Origin of the sequence: Salinirussus salinus, from assembly GCF_009831455.1 — an archaeon.
Taxonomy (GTDB): Archaea; Halobacteriota; Halobacteria; order Halobacteriales; family Haloarculaceae; genus Salinirussus; species Salinirussus salinus.
This window is the reverse complement of sequence record NZ_WOWO01000002.1, coordinates 1027590-1045067: the sequence shown is the minus strand read 5'-3', so window position 1 is coordinate 1045067 and position 17478 is coordinate 1027590. Positions and strand designations below refer to the sequence as shown.

The following is a 17478-nucleotide window of genomic DNA, read 5'->3' as shown; positions in this document are numbered from 1 at the left end:
TCCCGTACCGACTGCTGCCGGTTTGCCCGACAGTCTCAGTCGGCGGTCCGTTCCCCGACCAGTCGGCTCTCCGTAGCGCCCCCAATGTCGACGAGGGCACCGTCGACCATCCGGGGAACGACGCTCCGGCCGTTCAGGTCCATCGCGAAGTCGAGGACGTCCCGGCGCCGGAGTTCGTGGCTCTCGACGTAGTCGACGCCCTTCGCGTCCCGCAGTTGCTGGCGGAGCAGGTGACGTTCGGTCTCCGAGACCGGGAGCCCGTCGAGGTAGCGGCTGATGAGTGCAGCGCCGACGTGGTCCTCGACGGCGACGTCGCCTCTCGTGCCCGCGCTGACCAGGTGGACCGGGCGGTCCTGCTCCCGAAGGTGGGTCGCGAGCGCCGCCGCGTTCAGCGGCGAGCCGACGTAGACATCGACCCCGTCGCCCCCCCGTTCGCGCAGCGTCGTGACAGTCCGGCCGCCGTTGGTCGAGGTCATGCTGACGGGCCGCCCCTCGACGGTCAGGTCCTGCACGTAGCTCGGGGAGTTGATGAAGTCGTAACCCGGTGCGGGCTCGTACGCGGCGGTTGCCTCGCCGCCGACCAGCGTCCCGGGATTCGAGGCGCGGTAGTCGAACTCCAGCCCGCGCTCGGCAGCGACGTGGACGTGGTCGGCCCCGTTCGCCAGCAGTTCGATGACGGTGTTCGAGAAGTGCATCGTGTCGATGACCACGTACACCCCGGGGGCGGGCCGGTCCGGGAGCGCCTCACACCGCTCGATGAGTCGGTCGTCGAGGCGGTTCGCCGGCCGGCCGCCGCCGACGTCGGTTGCCATCGTATATTTTTTTCCGGGCGTTTATAAATAAAATCTGCTAATATACACATAGAGCAATATATACCGGTCAGTCGAAAGCCCCGCGCAACGGGCCAGGTCCGTGGACGGTGGCCGACAGCAGGTGGGACGACCCCGCGGTCCGGACCGTTTCACTCCGGGGCGCCGCCGTCGTCGGGCCGGCCGCCCTCGGCGGCTTCGGTCCCGCCAGCGAGGGGGTCGGCCGACCCGTCTCCGGCCGTCTCGGAGCCGGCAGTCGGCTCAGCCGGAGTCGTCGACTCCCCCTGGCGCGACGGGGCCGTTTCACCCCGGCCCTGCGTCGCCCCGGTCGGGGTGTCCGGGGAACCGGAGCCCGCGGGCGGTGCGGGCTCGCCACCGGTTGGACTGGCGTCGCCTTCCGCCAGTGCCGCACTGAAGGTCCAGTAGAACGCGGCCGTCTTGCCGACCTGCCAGACGAGCACGCCGACGGCGACGAGCGCGAGCGTCAGCGGGAGGTTCGCGGCGTCCATCGCCCGCCCCATCACCCCCTCCTGGAGGAAGCTGTCCAGCGCGACAGAGACGGCCTCGCCCAGGCCGAGCCAGACGCCAGCCAGCGCGATGCCCATCCCGACCAGAAAGGAGACCGTGGCGACTGCCCGGTAGTACACCGCGTACCGGAACACGGTGGATGCGCCGGGCGCGCCCCGCCCGTCGGGGTCGCTACTCCGGCTCATCGGCGTACACCACCCGTCCGGCCGTCTCCCCGGCAAGCGCCCGCGAGCGGAAGTAATCGGGTCGCGGTACGGGGTAGGAATCGGGTCTGGCGTCCGGGTAGTAGTCGGGTCGCGGCACCGGATACCCGGTCGACTTTGCGCTGCCGGCCGGCGTCCGGTGAACGCCGGCCGCGATGACGGTGTTGCCGTCGCTCCGCACCCGCGCGACGTGGATGCCGACGGCAGTCGGTCCCTCGCCGCCGCCGATGACCCCCGCGAAACTCTTCACCTCGGCGTCGGCCCCCAGCACGGACAGCGAGTCGAACTCGGGCCAGGTCTTTGGCACCTGGGTCCCCTCGTTCCCGAGGGTCTCGGCCACCCTCTCGGCGGTGGCCTCCTCCGGCCCGGCGAGCCACTCGAACTCCCCGGCCCGGTCGAGGCCCGCTTGCTGGAGCAGCATCCGGGCGCGGTTCCCGCCGAGCAGCGTCCCCAGGTCCTCGCTGGCGAAGGGGTTCTGGATTTCCCCGCCGACTTCCGCGGTCGGCGTCGACAGCACCCCCATCCCGAAGGTCGCCCCGCCCAGCGGGGCCGGGAACCCGGCGCCGAAGACCGTCTCGGCTCTCATCGGCCCGTGCCGGTCGGCCCACGTTCGACCCGGGCGGTGTGCGATCATCGTGCTCTCGGGGTCGAACTCCGCGCCGCTCTCGACCGGCTCGGCGTCTACCGCCTCCGCGGATACCCCGACAACCTCTTCGAGAGACTGCTCGCCGGTCTCGACGACGACCCCGATACTCCCCGGGTCCTCTGGGACCCAGGTGGTACTCGGGATCCAGAGGCTCGGGGGTATCTCTTCCTTGAGGGGCCCGTGGCGGTCGGGCATCCAAGTGGTACTCGGGATCCGCATCGGTCCGTGGCGGTCCGGGACGCGCATCGGTCCGTGTCGGTCGGCCCAGGTCCTGCCGGAAATCAGCGCGAGCGTCCGTGTGGGGTCGACGCTCTCGCCGTCGCGTGCACCGGCAGGGACGACCAGGCCGACGCTGTCGCCGGGCAAGAACGGCGACGAATCGACATCGAAGGGGAGCCGCCCGGGGTCGGGCCGAACCTCCTCGACCCCGGCGGCGCTGGCCGACATGACCTTCGCCGGCCCGGCGCCCTCCGTGCCGTTGACCCCGCTCAGGAACGCTTCCGTCGCGGTGGGCGTGCCCCGTGCCGGCCCGCGGTGGTAGGCCACGGCGTGGCTCGTGACCGAGACCTCCCCCTCGACACCGCCCGCGGAGGGGGTCCGCGAGACCGTCCGGGACTCGCTCGCGACTTCCGAGAGGACCAGTTCCTCGCGTGCGTCCTCCGGAAGCACGACCCTGTCGGCGGTGAACTCCTGGTCGGTGATCTCGCTGCAGCCGGCGAGTGCGAGCGTCCCGCCCACGGCGGCCGCGGTCGCGAGGAACGCGCGGCGGGAGTGTCGGCCCGTCGCGGTCGACGGCGCTCCACCGGAGTCGGCACACTCCGGGTCGCCCGCGTCGTCAGTGTGTTCGTCGGAGTCGGTTCCGTCCGCTGCTGTCCGCGTGCGTGGTACCCTCATCCCGTGCGTTGAGGTCCGTTGCGATCTACCGTCCTAAATGGGGGCGCTAGATACGTAGTGACCGGGCAGCCTGGCGGACATCCGGGAGCCGTGGCGGGTCCGACGGGCGTGCAGGGCCGTGGCCGTTCGGAGGAGGAGCCGTGGCTGGCGGGTCCTGTCGCTCGACATGGAAAGAGTGCCCGGGGAGGGCTCCGAACCCTCGATCTCCGCATATCCCAGGTCCGAGGACGAACCTCGGGGGACGCGTGCCGCGTGTGTGAGAACCCTATGAGTGCGGCGCTATGTCCAGCTAAGCCACCCGGGCGCAGACGGTCGTAGCGCTGTCCCGGTCTTTAACCTTCCCATCTCGCTCAGAGGAGCAGCGGCAGGCCGAAGGTGACCACCAGCCCGACGAGCGTGACCAGGGCCCCGACGCCGACCTGGCCCGAGGTGAACTCGCTCTGTGGGGCCGTCGAGCGCAGCGGCGGCTCGCGCTCGGGCGGGGTCGGTGCATCCGGGTCGTAGGCCGGCCGGTCCTCGTCGTGGTCGTCTGCCATACGCCGGCCTTCTCCGCTCGACCACTTCCGTGTGTCGGTTCCCCGGCTCGCAGCCGATGGGGGGCCGTGGCCAGCGCCGCCGCTCGCGGCCGTCTACCCGCTCTCGGGGTCGATGGTCCGCTGCTCGTGGGCCCCCGCCCACGCGAGCTCGACCTCGAGGCGCCGGCCGCTCCAGGGGAGGCCGTACTCCGTCGCCGTCGTCTCCCCCGCGGGGACCGACACGGAGAGGGTCTCGGAGGCGTCTACGGCGCCCGCGTAGTTCAGCGCCGCACGGAGCGTGCCGCCCCGGTCGCCGCCGTTTGCCACCCGGAGGGTGGCCGTCGGGTCGGCGTCCGCTCCGGCGGTTGCCGGGGTCTCGAAGGCCTCGACAGTCAGCGGGGGGAGCGACTGCCCGAGGGCGGCCCGCTGTCGGTCGCGGAGCGGCCAGTAGGCCGGTTCTCCCCCGGACGGCGTCCAGACGACCGCGGCCGTTTCGCCCGCACTCCCGGCCGGAACCTCGAACAGCAGCAACCGGCCGTCGGGGTCCGGCTCCGCGTCCGGCGTGTAGGGGCCGTACCGGGTGAGCAGCGCCGAGAGCGGCTGCCCCGCGACCGAGGTCAGTGCGGGGTAGGACTCCTCGCCGACCCGGAGCTCGAAGGCGGACAGTGGCGGGCGCTGCTCGCCCTGGGCGGTGACCCGGACGGAGACGAGGTAGCTGTCCGGCGGGGCGTAGACGTCGAGCGCCCCCGACCCGGTGCGGTAGTGGTCCGAGCGTCGGACCGCCACGTCGAGGGCGGCGACGGCAGTCAGCTCGGCCCCGGCTTCCTCCCCGAACCCGTAGGTCGCCTCCGCGGGAAAGCCGGACTCGTCGCGCAGGGGCGTCGGGAGCGTGCGCGTCCCGGCGGGACCGGCACACCCGGCCAGTCCGGCCGCCGCACCCGACAGCGCGAGGAAATCGCGTCGTCGCATGCCAGTCCGTCTGACGGGCACCGGTAAATGCTTCGTGGACTGTGCCCGGCCCACGGCCGGCACGGCAACGGGTCGACTCGTACGGATTGCTGTGAGTCAGTACCGGACCGGCTCACAGCACTCCGTATCAGACCGCGACGGTCTCCCCGTCCTCCGGGATCTCCACGCCGTCGACGGCCGCCAGCAGCTCCTCGCGGGTGAGCAGGCAGTGGTTGATCGCCTCCATGTGGTCGGCGACCACCGGCACGCCGTCGTCGACGTACTCGCGCACCCGGCGGACGTCGTCGGCGTCCATGGTGATCGGTTCGCCCTCGACGAACTGTGCGGCGCCTGCGTTGACCACGACGGCGTCCGGGTCGTGGCGGTCGAGCGTCTCCGGGACGGCGTCGTACCAGACGGTGTCGCCGGCGAGATACAGGCGCTTCTCTCCCTCCAGAACGAACCCCGACACGGGCCCCATCTGTTCGGCCAGCTCCCCGTGGCCGTGTCTGGCTGGCGTTCTGGTGATATCGACCCCCGCGTAGTCGAGTGCCTCCTCGACCGGGCGGACGTCCTCGAAGCCGTCCCCGCGGAAGGCTTCGGCCTCCGCGGGCTGACAGAGGATCGGGTCGTCGGCAGCGAGGCGGTCGGCGGCCGCGTCGTCGAAGTGGTCGCGGTGGCGGTGGGTGACGAGGACGGCGTCGTACTCCAGTCCCACGTCGGGCATCGGGACGAGCGGGTTCTCGCGGTCGTTGGGGGAGTTCGGGATCGGCGGGATATCGCCGGGCGCGCTCAGCATCGGGTCGACGAGTAGGGTCGTCTCCCCGACGTCGACGAGCAGCGTGGCGTGTCGGAGCAATCGGATCTCGGCCATGCCGTGACGGGGGCCCGGGCCGGCATAAACCCCGGTGTGCAAACCGCTAAGTGGCTACTGGCCAACCGTCACCCCGTATGGACCAGTACCACAAGCTCGAACCCGAAGCGGGGGAAGTTCTCGACACCGAGCTCGTCGTCTCCGAGGACGTACTCGTGAAGGCGTTCGCGCTCGGGCCGGGCGCCGAACTCGACGCCCACGACCACCCCGACTCGACCAACGTCTTCCACGTCGTCGAGGGAACCGTGACGGTCCTCCGGGACGGTGAGGAGGAGGCCATCGAGGCACCGGGCGTCGTCCACCACGACCGCGGCGTCCCCCACGGGGCGCGCAACGACACCGACGAGGTCGCGGTCTTCACGGCGAGCCTCTGTCCGATGCCAGGGTAATCCCTCCGGGGGTCGTCACACGCCACGGGCCGACCCCGGACGGACCGTCGGGGTAGCCGCTTTGCCAAAACATAACAGGGCCGCATCCGAGCACACGCACATGGAGAAAGTATCCATCGACAGCCTCGACAACGAACCGCGCGTCGCCGACGTCCAGAAGCACGCGAGTTCGCCGCTGAACCTCTCGGATATGGCGATGAACTACTACGAACTCGAGCCCGGCGATTCCTTCTCCGGCGGGCTGCACACACACATGAACCAGGAGGAGGTCTTCTACGTCATCGAGGGGACGGCCACCTTCGAGACGATGGACGGCGAGGTCGAGGTGGGCGCCGACGAGGTCGTCCGCTTTGCCCCCGGCGAGTACCAGGAGGGGAAAAACGAGAGCGACGAGCGCATCAAGGCGCTCGCGCTGGGGGCGCCCCAGGACGCCGGCGAGACGCGCTCGGCACTGCCCTGCGAGGAGTGTGGCGCTGACTACCACGTCGCCGTCGTCGACGAGAGCGGCGTGACCCTGGAGTGCCCCGACTGCGGGAACGTCATCGAGATGTAGCGCCGGAACGGCTATCCCCGGTCCCGCCGAAGCCGTGGTATGGAGAAAGATGTGCATCGGTACCACGGCACAGATATCGAGGTAAGCTACGACTCGAACCGCTGTATCCACGTCAGAGCCTGCGTTGAGGGGCTCCCGGAGGTGTTCGACCCGGAGGAACGGCCGTGGGTCGACGCCGACGGGGCAGACGCCGACCGGACCGCAGCGGTCGTCGAGCAGTGTCCGACGGGTGCCCTCCAGTACACGCGCCCCGACGGCGACGACGGCGAGCGCCCCCCGGACCGGAACACCGTGACCGCCAGTGCCGACGGCCCGCTGTACATCCACGGCGATGTCGATGTCCGGACCCCGGACGGCGACCCGCTGCTCGCGGATACGCGCCTCGGCCTCTGCCGGTGTGGGCGCTCCGGAAACAAACCCCTCTGTGACAACAGCCACAGCCGGGTGTTCGAGTCGGACGGCGACGACGACGGCGCCGAACCAGATGCTGAGGACTCTCCCTCTGCCGAACAGGAACGTAGCTCGGACCCGGGCCGGGAGTCCCACGGACCGCTGACGGTCACTCCCAGCCGGAACGGCCCGTTCGTGCTCGACGGCCCGTTCGACCTCCGGGTCGGCGGGACCGAAACGACCCAGGACGGGGCGGCGCTGTGTCGGTGCGGGCGGTCGGGTGACAAGCCGTTCTGTGACGGGACCCACGCCGAGGTGGGGTTCACCACCGGCGAGGGCGAGTGACTCCGGGCCAGGGTTCCGAAGATACTCAGTTCCCGTCCCTATCACCGACCAGCGCCGCCTCCAGCAGCTCCAGCGGGTGTCTGACCTCGTAGCCGGTGCCGTGTTCCATCTGCATCGCGCAGGTCGGACACTCCGTCATTCCGGTCTCCCCCTCCGCAGTTTCCATGTGCTCGAACATCTCCGCGCCGATCGCCATCGATTTCTCGTACTTCTCGGCCTTCCAGCCGTAGGTGCCCGAGATGCCCGAACAGGAGTCGCCGACGTCCTCGATGCCTACGTCTTCGAGCTCGCGGAACAGCTCGACGGCCTGTCGGTCCAGTCCCTGGTTGCGGGCGTGACAGGGGGCGTGGTAGGCAAAGTCGGCGGCGAGTTCTCCCGAGACGTCCGCCTCCCGGACCTCCCCCCGGATGTCCTCGTGGATCCGGAGGTACTCGACGGCCTCGAAGGTGTGGCTGGCCACCTCCTCGACCCCCTCGAAGTCGAAGAGTTCGGGGTACTCCTGGCGCAGCGACATCGAACAGGAGGTACAGGAGGCGACGGCGTCGTACCCCTCCGCGACGAGGTCGGCCATCGAGGAGACGTTGACATCGGCGGCGCGGCGGGCGTCGCCCAGCATCCCGTTGGCGAACATCGGCGTCCCCGAACACCGCTGCTCGGGGACCACGAGCTCGTAGCCGAAGTGCTCGAAGGTCCGGACCAGCGCCCGCCCGACTTCCGGGGTGTTGTAGTTGGCGTAGCAGCCGTGGAAGTAGGCGACCTTCTTGTCGGTCCCGGATTCACCACGCCGCTCGCGGGCTTCTCGAGCGCGCTCCCGGGAGGCGGCCGCGCCGCCGCGGGCCGCCCACCACTCCCGGAAGGTCTCGGTCGCGAAGGCGGGGAACTCACGCTCGCCCGAGATACCCAGGAGTTTCTCGTTGAGCCACCGGACCGGCCGGCTGTTGAGCACTGCCGTACTGAGCCGGGGGAACCGACTGGCCAGCGAGGCGAAAAAGCGGTAGTTCGCCAGCACGCGGTTGCGGAGGTACTCCCGGGAGAGGCGGCTCATCTCCTCCTCGACGTACTGCCCGCGGGCAGTGTTGTGCATCTGGGAGAGCGGGACCCCCGAGGGGCAGGCGTCGTCACACCGCATGCAGTTCGAACAGTCCATGATGGACTCGTCGACCCCGCGGTCGTCGTTCTGCTTGAGCCGCCACTGCTCGGGGCCCTGGAACTTCGGCCCGGGGAAGTCGTCGTCGACCTCCGCGACCGGACAGCTCACGTCACACGCCGAGCACTTGTAACAGGAGTCCGCGCCCGGCCGGAGGTCGAAGTCCTCGCCCTCCTCGAAGACGGCGGTGGGGTCGAGGTCCGTCTCGGTGGGGTCGACCCCCTCGGTCTCCGGCACGCCGGGCGCGCTCCCGCCGGGGTCGCGGTCGGCCCCGCCCTCGGCCGGGTCCGGGCTGTCGCTCACGCGACCACCTCCGCGGCCGCCCGCCCCGCCGCGTAGCCGGTCGCGATGGAGACCCCACTCCCCGACTTCTCGGCGGCGAAGTCGTAGCCCCCGAGGACGCTCCCGGCGGCCCGGAGGTTCCCGAACTCCGGCTCCCCGCGCGCGTCCACCGGCCGGAGGTCGCCGTCGGTGTCGACCCCGAAGCGAGCGAAGGGATGGTCGCCGAAGGCGTCGTCGGCGAACCACTCGTAGCGGTCCTCCGGATGGGGGACGTGACAGCCGAAGACCGGCTCCCGGACCGTCTCGCGGTCGGAGTCCAGCCCCTTGCCGACCAGGCCGCCGGTGGCGAGGATGTACTGTTCGGCGGCGTACGGGATATCGGCGCCGTTCTTGTCGACGAACACGCGCTCGACGCGGGTGCTGCCTCTCCCGCTGGCGTCCTCGGCCTCGTAGCCGACAACCGGATTGCCCGTCTCGATGCTCGCGCCGGCGGCGTCGAGCGCGTCGAACAGGCGCTCGGCCAGCCGGAGGCCGGGCAGCGAGGGCGGGCCCATCGGCACCTCGAAGACGTCGGCCCCGAGCGCGTCGGCGAGACCCTCCCGCACACCCGCGGGGTCGTCGTCGCCGAGTACTGCGGGAAAACCGGCCCGTTCGGCCTCTCCGAGATGGGGCTTGACCTGCTCGGCGAGTGCCTGGCGGGCGCCGACCGAGCGGCCGTCGACGGTCACCCCGTCCCCGTCGAGGAGTGCCGCGTACCGGGTGACGCCCGCGTCGGCCCGCAGGTCGCCGGGGAACCGGACCGTGACGCCCCGGACGTCGAAGGGGACACCCGCGGCTTCCAGGTGGGCGGCGGCGTGGGCGGCGTCGAAGTCGGTCAGCGCCTCGAACCCGACAAGCAGCGTCTCTCGGGCGTCGCTGGCGAGGCCGGCTTCGGCACTCGCGGGATAGCGGGCGGTCGGCTTGACTGTCCCGCCGTGAGTCGGGACGAGGGCGTTGCGGTCGGTGTGGCCGCCCCGGTAACCGGGGACGGCATCGTCGAACAGTGCGAGCCCCTCGCGAACTGTCTCGACGCCCACAGTTCGATAGGGGTGGCGGTCGGGCAACTCGGGGATGGCTCCGAAGGGGTCGACGAGCGGCCCCTCACCGTCGGGCGCGTAGCCGAGCACGTCCACGAGCCCGGAGGCGTTCCGGAGCGTGCTGCGCTTATGCGAGAGCAGGCGCACGTCCGCGCCCGCACGGGCGGCCGCCAGAGCGCTCGTCAGGCCCGCCAGCCCGCCGCCGACCACCAGCACCGCCGAGTCAATCGCCATCCCGGTCACCCCCGTCCGCGGCGGCGTCCGGGCGCTCCGTCCCGTCCGGGCCGCCATCGAAGGCCGCGAAGTCGACCTCGCCTTCGTCGGCGGGGTCGCGGTCGCGGTTGCCGGTCGCGGCCTGGAGCGCGTAGTTCAGCGCGGCCTGGGAGAGCTGTTCGCCCCAGAGGGCGTGTCGTTGGCCCCTCCAGCGCTCCTCGATGAGCGCGTCCCAGGCCTCGCGGACGACCGCCTCGTCGTAGTCGCCGTACCCGTGGAGCTCGCCAGCCATGCGGTGGACACAGAACCCGCCCTGGCAGTTGCCCATCGAGGCGCGGGTCCGAAGCCTGACCGCGTTGAGGTCCGGGCCGGCCCCGGCGATGGCGTCCTGCACCTCGGCGCGGGTGACCGCCTCGCACTCGCAGACCGTCGGGTTCGGGCCCTCCGTGTCGAGCACCTCGTCGGCCCGCGAGCCCAAGCGCTCGACGCTCCGGCGGCCCACGGGCGAGCGGAGGCCGAACTCGTCCATGTGCTCCCGGAGCACCGAGAAGTCCTCACTGCCCGGCAGCGGCTCGTCGGCGGTCCGGCAGTCCGCGCGCACCCCGAAGCGGGCACAGACGTGGTCCGCGACGGCCTCGGCCATCATCCGGTAGGTGGTGAGCTTCCCGCCGACGATGCTTGTCAGGCCGCCCAGCCCGTCGCGGTCGGCGTGGTCCAGCAGGAAGAAATCGCGCGTGATGTCGGTGGGGTCCTCGCTGCCGACCTCCGGGGGCTCGTACAGCGGGCGGACCCCCCAGAACGACCGGAGGGTGCGGGCCTCCCGCAGCGCGGGCACGAGCTTCGAGAGCTCCTCTATCATGAGGTCGACCTCCCACTGCTCCTCCGGGAATTCGGCGGGCTTCTCGACCTCCTCGTCGGTCGTTCCGAGGATGGCAGCGGTCTCGTGGGGGACGATAATGTCGGCGTCACCCTTCGGACGGCAGCGGTTGACCACGGTGTCGACCTGGCGGACGTTCATCACCGTCATCACCCCCTTCGAGGGCCGGACGTCGACGTCGACGCCGGCCATCTTTCCGACCTGTCCGGCCCACGCCCCGGTCGCGTTGACGACGTGGTCGACCCGCAGGGTCTCGCGTTCGCCCTCCCGGCCCCGGACCCGCTTGTCCGGGCCGGAGCCGTGTTCGAGTTCGGCGCCGACCACCTCGCCGCCCTCGACGAGCAGGTCCGTGACTGTGGTGTGGGTCTCGACCCGCGCGCCGTTGGCCTCGGCGTCGGCGGCGTTCGCGACGACTAGCCGGAAGGGGTCGATCGCGGCGTCGGGCACCGAGATGGCGCGGTCGATGTCGGGGGCGAGACGGGGTTCCATCCGCCGGGCGTCTGCCCCCGAGAGCACTTCGGCGGGGATCCCGCAGTCCTCACACCCCCGGAGCTTGCGCTCGAAGTAGTCCTCGCTGTCCTCGGGGCGCTTGACGAACAGGCCGCCGGTCATCTCCACGCAGTGGGCGGCGATATCCCGGAGGACCCGGTTCTCGGCGATGCATTCGGCGGCGCTGTCGGGGTCGGCGACGGCGTAGCGGCCGCCGCTGTGCAGCAGGCCGTGCATCCGGCCGGTGGTGCCGTGGGTGAGGTTGCCCTGCTCGACGAGGGTGACCTCCAGCCCCCGCATGGCGAGGTCCCGGGCGACGCCGGCGCCCGTCGACCCGCCGCCGACCACCAGCACCGACGGCGTCGATGACACACGCCTACGTTCGGAGCGACCGGTTTATTCCTGTCGACGGGCGACAGCCGCGGCCGCCCCGGACCGACGAGCCGGCACTGCCCCCCCGGCGCCGGTCAGGTGTGATCCTTTATGCCCCTCATACGAAAACCGCGATCCCGGAACAGAGCGCAGGAAGCGACGTCTGTGAGCCGGCGGAACGGCCGATCACCGCCCAAATCCGCTCTGATGGCGATCTAGACGACCTAATATTGTATTGTCAATATCATAACAACACTCATATTCCTCGGTGTCTCAGGGTGAAGTGATGGCAACGACCCAGGAGACTCCCGCTGGAACGTACCGGTGTCCCGAGTGTGACGGCGCAGTCGTCTTCGACCGCGAGTGGGCCTGTACGGACTGCCGGTACGTCCCGAAGCAGAGCGCCGACTGACCGGCACAGACCGGAGTGACCGTACGAGCCCCACCGCCCGACCGGCTCTCCGCCCCGCACGGCCGACGCGACTCATTTATGAGGCGGCGGGGCATCCGTGGAGGTGTGACCCGCCGCTGGCCCCGACCGCTCGCCGGGGCCGCGACCCCAGACCTATGACGCTGACAAAACGCATCATCCCGTGTATCGACGTGGACATCGACGAGAACGGCGAGGCCGCGGTCTACACGGGGGTGAACTTCGAGGAGCTGAAGTACACCGGTGACCCCGTCGAGATGGCCAAACGCTACAACGAAGCCGGCGCCGACGAGTTCGTCTTCCTCGACATCACTGCCTCCGCGGAGGGCCGGGAGACGATGCTCGACGTCGTCGAGGGCGTCGCCGACGAGGTCTTCATTCCCCTGACCGTCGGCGGCGGCATCCGCACCCGCGATGACGTCAAGGAGACGCTCCGTGCGGGCGCCGACAAGGTCTCGATCAACACCGGCGCGCTGGAGCGCCCCGAACTGGTCGGGGAGGGCGCCGCGGCCTTCGGCAGCCAGTGTATCGTCATCTCCGTCGACGCCCGCCGTCGCTTCGACGAGGAGGGCGAACACTACGCGCAGGTCGACGGGGAGTCCTGCTGGTTCGAGTGCACCGTCAAGGGCGGCCGCGAGGGGACCGGTATCGACGCCGTCGCGTGGGCACGGGAGGCCGAGCAGCGCGGGGCGGGGGAACTCTTCATCAACTCCATCGACGCCGACGGCACCAAGGACGGCTACGACATCCCGCTGATGAGGGCGGTCTGTGACGCCGTCTCGACGCCCGTCATCGCCTCGTCGGGGTGTGGCGGGCCGGAGGACGCCTACGAGGTGTTCACCGAGGCCGACGCCGACGCGGCGCTCGCGGCCTCGATCTTCCACTTCGGGGAGTACTCGATCCGCGAGGTCAAGGAGTATCTCGACGAGCGCGGGATTCCGGTGCGGCTGTAATTCGTCCGCCGAACGGAGTGAGGCGGTTCATTCCGCGCGAGGCCGCCGGCCTCGCGCGGAAACGTTTTTCCCCACGTTTTTGCAAGGAGAGGTCGCGGCGAGGCCGCGACCCGACGCAGTAAAAAGTGGTCGTAGTACCTCGACGAGCGCGGGATCCCTGTGCGGCTGTAGGTCAGAGGTATTCTTTAAAATCACAGGCGGTGCACTCGACCTGCGTCCAGGAGATGCCGCTGCTCCCGACGAGCGTTCCCTCGCCGCAGTACGGACAGCCCAGGTCGGGGAGGGTCTCGGACTGCTGGCCGGCCGCGAGGATACTGAGCACCTCCCGCTGTTCCTCGACCTGCTCGCGCAGCCGGTCGACCTCCGCCTCCAGTTCCGCGACCCGGTCTCGCTCCTGCGTGTTGTCGCTCATAGCCCGCCTACGTACTGGACGTACATAGCGGTCCCGGCGGAAAACCCGTAGACACGTCGGGGCAGGAGCGAAGCTCGAGTCCGGCGGCACGGAGACGGGGCGGCGCCCGTGGCACGGACGGCCGGGAGCGTGGCCGCCAAACGGCAGCCTTTTCGCCCGGAATCCACTACGTGGAAGCGATGGAGTGGCGGTGTGAGTGGTGTGGCAAACCTCACGAGGAAGACGACCCGCCGTGTGACAACTGCGGTCACGGGAGTTTCGAGCGGGCGGTCGTTCCGGTCGCGAACTCCGAGGAGACGCTGGGCTCGGAGGCGACGGTCTGGGTCTGCACGGCGTGTGGCCGCGAGCACACCAAGCACAACCCGCCCTGCAGCCGGTGTGGCAACGCCGACCTCGAACTGCAGCGCCAGGAGGTCAGCGACGACGAACTCGAGGTGCCGGGGTATTTCGACCTCCTCACTCCCAGGTACATCCTCGGGCTCGTGGTGGTGCTCGCGGTCGCGGGCATCTTCGCCCTCGGCGTCACCGGTATCGTCGACATCCCCGGCTTTGGCGGCGGCGTTCCCGAAGTTTCTGACGTGCCGGGCGACGCCGCGGCCGCCGGCAACGTCTCCTTCGACGACGCCGAACGGGCGTACCTGACCCGCCTGAACGACGCACGCGAGTCGGCGAGTGTATCGCCGCTTTCCCGGGACGGCGACCTGGACGCGGTCGCAGCGTTTCTCAACCAGAAACGCGTGAAAGAGGAGGGAGTCTCGCGCGAGGAAAACGACCAGATCCGGGGCGTTCTGGAGGGTGCCTGCGAGCGGTCACCGGAGGTCGCCATCGCGAACGTCGGCACGGGCTCGGTTACCTCGGCGGCGTCGCTCGGTGACGCGCTGGTCACCGCCACAGTACAGAACCGTGGGACCGACACGATGGAGGGCGCGCGGACCGGTCTCGACCTCCACGCTACCCCCGACGGACGGGTCTACCTGCTCCAGGTCGTCTGCTGATCAGACCGCCGCCTCGTAGGCGTCCCGGAAGTCGGCGGACTTGTCGATGACCCGCTGGGCGCCCGCCTCGAGCGCGTCCAGCGCGTCGGTCTCCTCGTCGGTCTTGACCGTGAGGATCGGGTCGGTCTGGCCGCCGGACTGCTCGGGGTTCATGTCGTAGGTCGCGGCGGCCACGCCCTCCGTCTCGAGCAGCGCGCCCTTGAGGACGTTCAGAAAGGTGTGGTCCTCGCCGGCGATCTCGATGGAGAGTTCCGTCGCCTCGTTCTCGATGACCCGAAGTTCCATACCTCTCATACCGCCAGTTGGACACCTCAACCTTTCGACTCTCAGACGAGGGCGTAGACCATCAGAAGCAGGAAATAGAGGAGGATGACCGCCCCGGCGGCCTTGAGCTGGAAGCGCCGCATCTCGGTCGTCTCGGCCTCGTAGGCCGCCTCGAAGGCTGCCTGCTCCTCCGCGGTGAGCCGGTCGTGGTGGGCGTGGCCCCGGTGGAGCGCGAGCAACTCCTCGTCGGCGAAGGGCCGACCGCAGTAGCCACACTCGACCGCGCGGGCGTCGGCCGGGAGGTCGAACTCCCCGTCGAGGGTTCCGGGACCCGTCCCGACGTGGGTGGGTGCCGCCGGGCTCGCCGCCGCCTCCTGCCCGTTCCGGCCGGGGGCCTCTTCGGCGGCCGCGTCGCGTTCGCTCACGGCGTCGGCACCTCCGGCTGGGCGAGCAGCCACAGGCTCGTCATCGTGTAGAAGACCATCACCGCGATGAATGGGTACTGGCTCCGGACCGCCTGCAGGCGGCCGGGGAAGAGGTCGTAGGCGGTTGCGTGGGCCACCCAGACTGCCAGCACGTGGCCGAGGAGGATGGCAGCCATCCCGACCAGGTCGAACCAGCCCGGGAGCGGGAGGACGGGGACCTGGGCCGGCACCGACAGCGGCGTCGCCGCCAGCACCACGATGGCCGGGGCCAGCGAGAGCAGAAAGCCCAGGTAGTGGGCGAGGTGGTAGCCGGCCGCAATGGCCAGAAGCGAGGGGGCAAAGCGGCGGGCGACGACGCCCGCCGAGAGGTAGGTGTCGCCGGTCCGGCGCGCGAGCCGCGAGGACAGCCGGTAGCCGCCGAGGAAGAGCCCGAACCCGCCCGCGAGCACAGCCAGGTACGCGAGCGCGAGCGGGACCCCGGCGGCGCGGACCCCTTCCGCAACACCGGCCCACGCCGCAGTCGAGACGAAGCCGTCGAAGGTCGTCGCCCATAGCAACGCGACCACGAAGGCCACCTCGCTGCCGTCCTCGACCTCCAGCTCGGAGAGGGCGCCGCCGGGGAGCCGGACGGAGAGCCCGTCGCCGGTCCGCTGGACGGGCGCAACGGCCCCGTAGTAGCGGAAGACCCGGGCCATCGGGTCCGCGCGGCGGAACCACTGGTCGGCCCCGTAGACGGCCGCACCGGTCAGCGTCACGAGCGTGTACGCGAGGACGACGGCCGCCATCGGGCGCGGGTCGTCGGTTATCGGGCTGACGGTCTCGACCCAGATGAGCGCCAGCAGCGCCAGGGTGGCCGGCCACGACCCGAGGCGGTCGGGGTAGGACTCGTCCATAGAGGGGAGCAGGCCGGCGAGGGTTCGCCAGGGGTTCACCGCCGGCCAGGAGTCGCCCACCAGGTAGGTCGTCATCGTGTAGCCGGCCCACCAGCCAACCCAGACGAAGAGGACGGCGGCGTTGTTCCCGGTCGGGCCGACAGCCGCGACCGCCAGGACGGCGACCAGCCCGAGGACGCCGACGGCCTTCGCGACCCCGCGGGCGAGCCGGCCGGGCGCGGGCACCAGCCGGCGCCAGCCGTCGACCGCCCGGACCATCGCCCGGTCGGTGACGAACGTCGCGAGCAGGAACGAGGCGCCGACGGCCGCACCCCCGGTCAGCAACACGAGCCAGGTGGGGACGGTCACCGGTTGGCGGTTGGCGGCGATGGCACCCCCGTGGGCGAGGGCGGGGTCGGCCACGGCGAGGAGCGCGAGCAGGCCGGCGGCGGCGCCGGCCAGCCGGACCCGGAGCCGGGACATGTACGCGCTTGGGTCGGCGGGGACGAGTACCTGTCGGGACGGGCGGAGCGGGAGAGCGGCGGCGGACTCCGCCGCGGTCACATTGGGAGGGTTTTTGGTAGTCGACTCGCAACGTCGGAGCATGACCGTCGCAGACGACTCAGAGGATCACGGCGGCCACCACCTGCCGGCTGTCGAGGACTGGCCGCGCGGCTTCGGCGAGGCCTCCTGGTGGCCCTTCATCGCCGCGCTCGGGGTCGGCGGGATCTACGTCGGGGCCGCACTGTTCGTCATGGGACACAGCTACGACGTCATCGGCCCGCTGGTCGGGCCGGGCGTGCTCGTCGGCTCGACCGGGCTGTTCCTGGTCGGGCTGTACGGCTGGCTCTACCACGGCTTCATCGCCGGCTTCCTGAAACACGGTACCGAGGGCCACAGCGGGAGCAGCCTCAAGTTCGCGATGCTCCTGTTTCTGGGGTCGGAGGTCGCCACCTTCGGCGCCGGCTTCGTCTACTACTTCTTCATCCGGTCGGGCCCCTGGTCGCCCGAACTCCCGAACCTCCTCTCGAGTCTCGTCCTGGTCAACACCGCCATCCTGATCGCCAGCAGCTTCACGCTGCACTTCGCCCACGTCGCGCTCCGGAAGGGCAACCAGCAACGGTTCGTCCGGCTCACCGGCGTGACCCTGCTGCTTGGGGTGGTCTTCATCGGCGGCCAGGTGCTCGAGTACTACGAGTTCATCGTCCACGAGGGCTTCGACCTCTTCACCGGTGCCTTCGGCTCGGCCTTCTACGGCCTGACCGGCCTCCACGGCCTGCACGTCTCGCTGGGCGGCGTGTTGCTCGCAATCGTCTACTTCCGGGGACGGCTGGGCCACTACTCCGCCGACCAGCACACCTCCGTCTCCACCGTCTCGATGTACTGGCACTTCGTCGACGTCGTCTGGGTGTTCCTCGTCGTCGTCCTCTACGTCGGCGCCTCCGTGTCCTGACCGATTCCTCTCGGTTTCTCTGTCGACCCGCAGGGCTCAAACCTGACAGACGACCCGTTCTCAGTTCGTTCGGTGCCGAGGACACCTCTCGCTTCATACCTCTCGCTTCGGGATCGCGCGAAGG

20 protein-coding genes and 1 tRNA gene are annotated in these 17478 nt (G+C 70.4%); 7 read left to right on the top strand and 14 right to left on the bottom strand.

The features are described 5' to 3' along the window. Positions 1-35: 35 nt before the first annotated feature. The 7 genes from GN153_RS08650 to GN153_RS08620 form a co-directional block, all read right to left on the bottom strand. Positions 36-812, bottom strand: a complete 777-nt coding sequence (locus tag GN153_RS08650; RefSeq protein ID WP_159901725.1) for a 2-phosphosulfolactate phosphatase — start codon at positions 810-812, stop codon at positions 36-38. A 149-nt stretch (positions 813-961) separates the two neighbouring features. Next, a complete protein-coding gene (locus GN153_RS08645; protein WP_159901723.1) occupies positions 962-1522 on the bottom strand; it encodes a hypothetical protein in 561 nt (186 codons plus the stop codon). Next, complete coding sequence (locus GN153_RS08640) at positions 1509-3080, bottom strand: DUF6517 family protein (RefSeq protein WP_159901721.1); 1572 nt, start codon at positions 3078-3080, stop codon at positions 1509-1511. The genes GN153_RS08645 and GN153_RS08640 overlap by 14 nt, the downstream gene beginning before the upstream one ends. Before the next feature lie 176 nt (positions 3081-3256). After that, positions 3257-3384: transfer RNA gene (locus GN153_RS08635), tRNA-Met, on the bottom strand. A 46-nt stretch (positions 3385-3430) separates the two neighbouring features. Then, positions 3431-3616, bottom strand: coding sequence for a DUF7550 family protein (locus GN153_RS08630; protein WP_159901719.1), 186 nt, complete (start codon positions 3614-3616; stop codon positions 3431-3433). Between the two features lie 93 nt (positions 3617-3709). Beyond that, the gene (locus GN153_RS08625; protein ID WP_159901717.1) at positions 3710-4564 is read right to left on the bottom strand and encodes a twin-arginine translocation signal domain-containing protein; all 855 of its coding nucleotides are present in this window, start codon (positions 4562-4564) and stop codon (positions 3710-3712) included. Positions 4565-4691: 127 nt separating this feature from the next. Then, complete coding sequence (locus GN153_RS08620; protein WP_159901715.1) at positions 4692-5417, bottom strand: MBL fold metallo-hydrolase; 726 nt, start codon at positions 5415-5417, stop codon at positions 4692-4694. Positions 5418-5494: 77 nt separating this feature from the next. Here GN153_RS08620 and GN153_RS08615 point away from each other — a divergent pair, with 77 nt between their 5' ends. The 3 genes from GN153_RS08615 (at position 5495) to GN153_RS08605 (ending at position 7094) form a co-directional block, all read left to right on the top strand. Then, the gene (locus GN153_RS08615; RefSeq protein WP_159901713.1) at positions 5495-5806 is read left to right on the top strand and encodes a cupin domain-containing protein; all 312 of its coding nucleotides are present in this window, start codon (positions 5495-5497) and stop codon (positions 5804-5806) included. A 100-nt stretch (positions 5807-5906) separates the two neighbouring features. After that, entirely contained in the window at positions 5907-6359 is a 453-nt protein-coding gene (locus GN153_RS08610) for a cupin domain-containing protein (protein WP_159901711.1), read from the top strand. Between the two features lie 39 nt (positions 6360-6398). Beyond that, on the top strand, positions 6399-7094 hold the full coding sequence (locus tag GN153_RS08605) for a CDGSH iron-sulfur domain-containing protein (protein ID WP_159901709.1): 696 nt from the start codon (positions 6399-6401) through the stop codon (positions 7092-7094). A 25-nt stretch (positions 7095-7119) separates the two neighbouring features. Here the strand turns inward: GN153_RS08605 and GN153_RS08600 are convergent, their stop codons facing one another. The 3 genes from GN153_RS08600 to glpA all read right to left on the bottom strand — a co-directional run bounded on the left by GN153_RS08600 (position 7120) and on the right by glpA (position 11550). Then, the gene (locus GN153_RS08600) at positions 7120-8478 is read right to left on the bottom strand and encodes an anaerobic glycerol-3-phosphate dehydrogenase subunit C (protein WP_159902246.1); all 1359 of its coding nucleotides are present in this window, start codon (positions 8476-8478) and stop codon (positions 7120-7122) included. 62 nt (positions 8479-8540) lie between these two features. Beyond that, the gene (glpB, locus tag GN153_RS08595; protein WP_159901708.1) at positions 8541-9833 is read right to left on the bottom strand and encodes a glycerol-3-phosphate dehydrogenase subunit GlpB; all 1293 of its coding nucleotides are present in this window, start codon (positions 9831-9833) and stop codon (positions 8541-8543) included. Beyond that, the gene (gene glpA, locus GN153_RS08590) at positions 9823-11550 is read right to left on the bottom strand and encodes an anaerobic glycerol-3-phosphate dehydrogenase subunit GlpA (protein WP_159901707.1); all 1728 of its coding nucleotides are present in this window, start codon (positions 11548-11550) and stop codon (positions 9823-9825) included. The genes glpB and glpA overlap by 11 nt, the downstream gene beginning before the upstream one ends. Before the next feature lie 286 nt (positions 11551-11836). Between glpA and GN153_RS17805 the strand changes: the two genes are divergently transcribed. Together GN153_RS17805 and hisF are read left to right on the top strand one after the other, a co-directional pair. Next, positions 11837-11962: a hypothetical protein gene (locus GN153_RS17805; protein ID WP_268893123.1), complete on the top strand. Its 126-nt coding sequence runs from the start codon at positions 11837-11839 to the stop codon at positions 11960-11962. Positions 11963-12117: 155 nt separating this feature from the next. After that, the gene (gene hisF / locus GN153_RS08585) at positions 12118-12933 is read left to right on the top strand and encodes an imidazole glycerol phosphate synthase subunit HisF (protein WP_159901706.1); all 816 of its coding nucleotides are present in this window, start codon (positions 12118-12120) and stop codon (positions 12931-12933) included. 172 nt (positions 12934-13105) lie between these two features. Here hisF and GN153_RS08580 read toward each other — a convergent pair whose 3' ends face one another. Beyond that, the gene (locus tag GN153_RS08580) at positions 13106-13345 is read right to left on the bottom strand and encodes a hypothetical protein (protein WP_159901705.1); all 240 of its coding nucleotides are present in this window, start codon (positions 13343-13345) and stop codon (positions 13106-13108) included. Between the two features lie 179 nt (positions 13346-13524). Between GN153_RS08580 and GN153_RS08575 the strand changes: the two genes are divergently transcribed. Then, a complete protein-coding gene (locus GN153_RS08575; RefSeq protein WP_159901704.1) occupies positions 13525-14340 on the top strand; it encodes a hypothetical protein in 816 nt (271 codons plus the stop codon). Here the strand turns inward: GN153_RS08575 and GN153_RS08570 are convergent, their stop codons facing one another. The 3 genes from GN153_RS08570 to GN153_RS08560 are packed head-to-tail and all read right to left on the bottom strand — an operon-like array spanning position 14341 to position 16384. After that, a complete protein-coding gene (locus GN153_RS08570) occupies positions 14341-14625 on the bottom strand; it encodes a DNA-directed RNA polymerase subunit L (RefSeq protein WP_159901703.1) in 285 nt (94 codons plus the stop codon). A 41-nt stretch (positions 14626-14666) separates the two neighbouring features. After that, complete coding sequence (locus tag GN153_RS08565) at positions 14667-15029, bottom strand: DUF7410 domain-containing protein (RefSeq protein WP_236544776.1); 363 nt, start codon at positions 15027-15029, stop codon at positions 14667-14669. After that, positions 15026-16384 carry a hypothetical protein gene (locus tag GN153_RS08560; protein ID WP_236544775.1) on the bottom strand — a complete coding sequence of 453 codons (1359 nt, stop codon included), beginning with the start codon at positions 16382-16384 and terminating at the stop codon, positions 15026-15028. Before GN153_RS08560 ends, GN153_RS08565 begins: the two co-directional genes overlap by 4 nt. A gap of 121 nt (positions 16385-16505) precedes the next feature. On the opposite strand from GN153_RS08560, the gene GN153_RS08555 reads away from it, so the two are divergent. Continuing rightward, positions 16506-17354 (top strand): cytochrome c oxidase subunit 3, encoded by an 849-nt coding sequence (locus tag GN153_RS08555; protein WP_159901702.1) that lies wholly within the window; start codon positions 16506-16508, stop codon positions 17352-17354. Positions 17355-17478 lie beyond the last annotated feature (124 nt).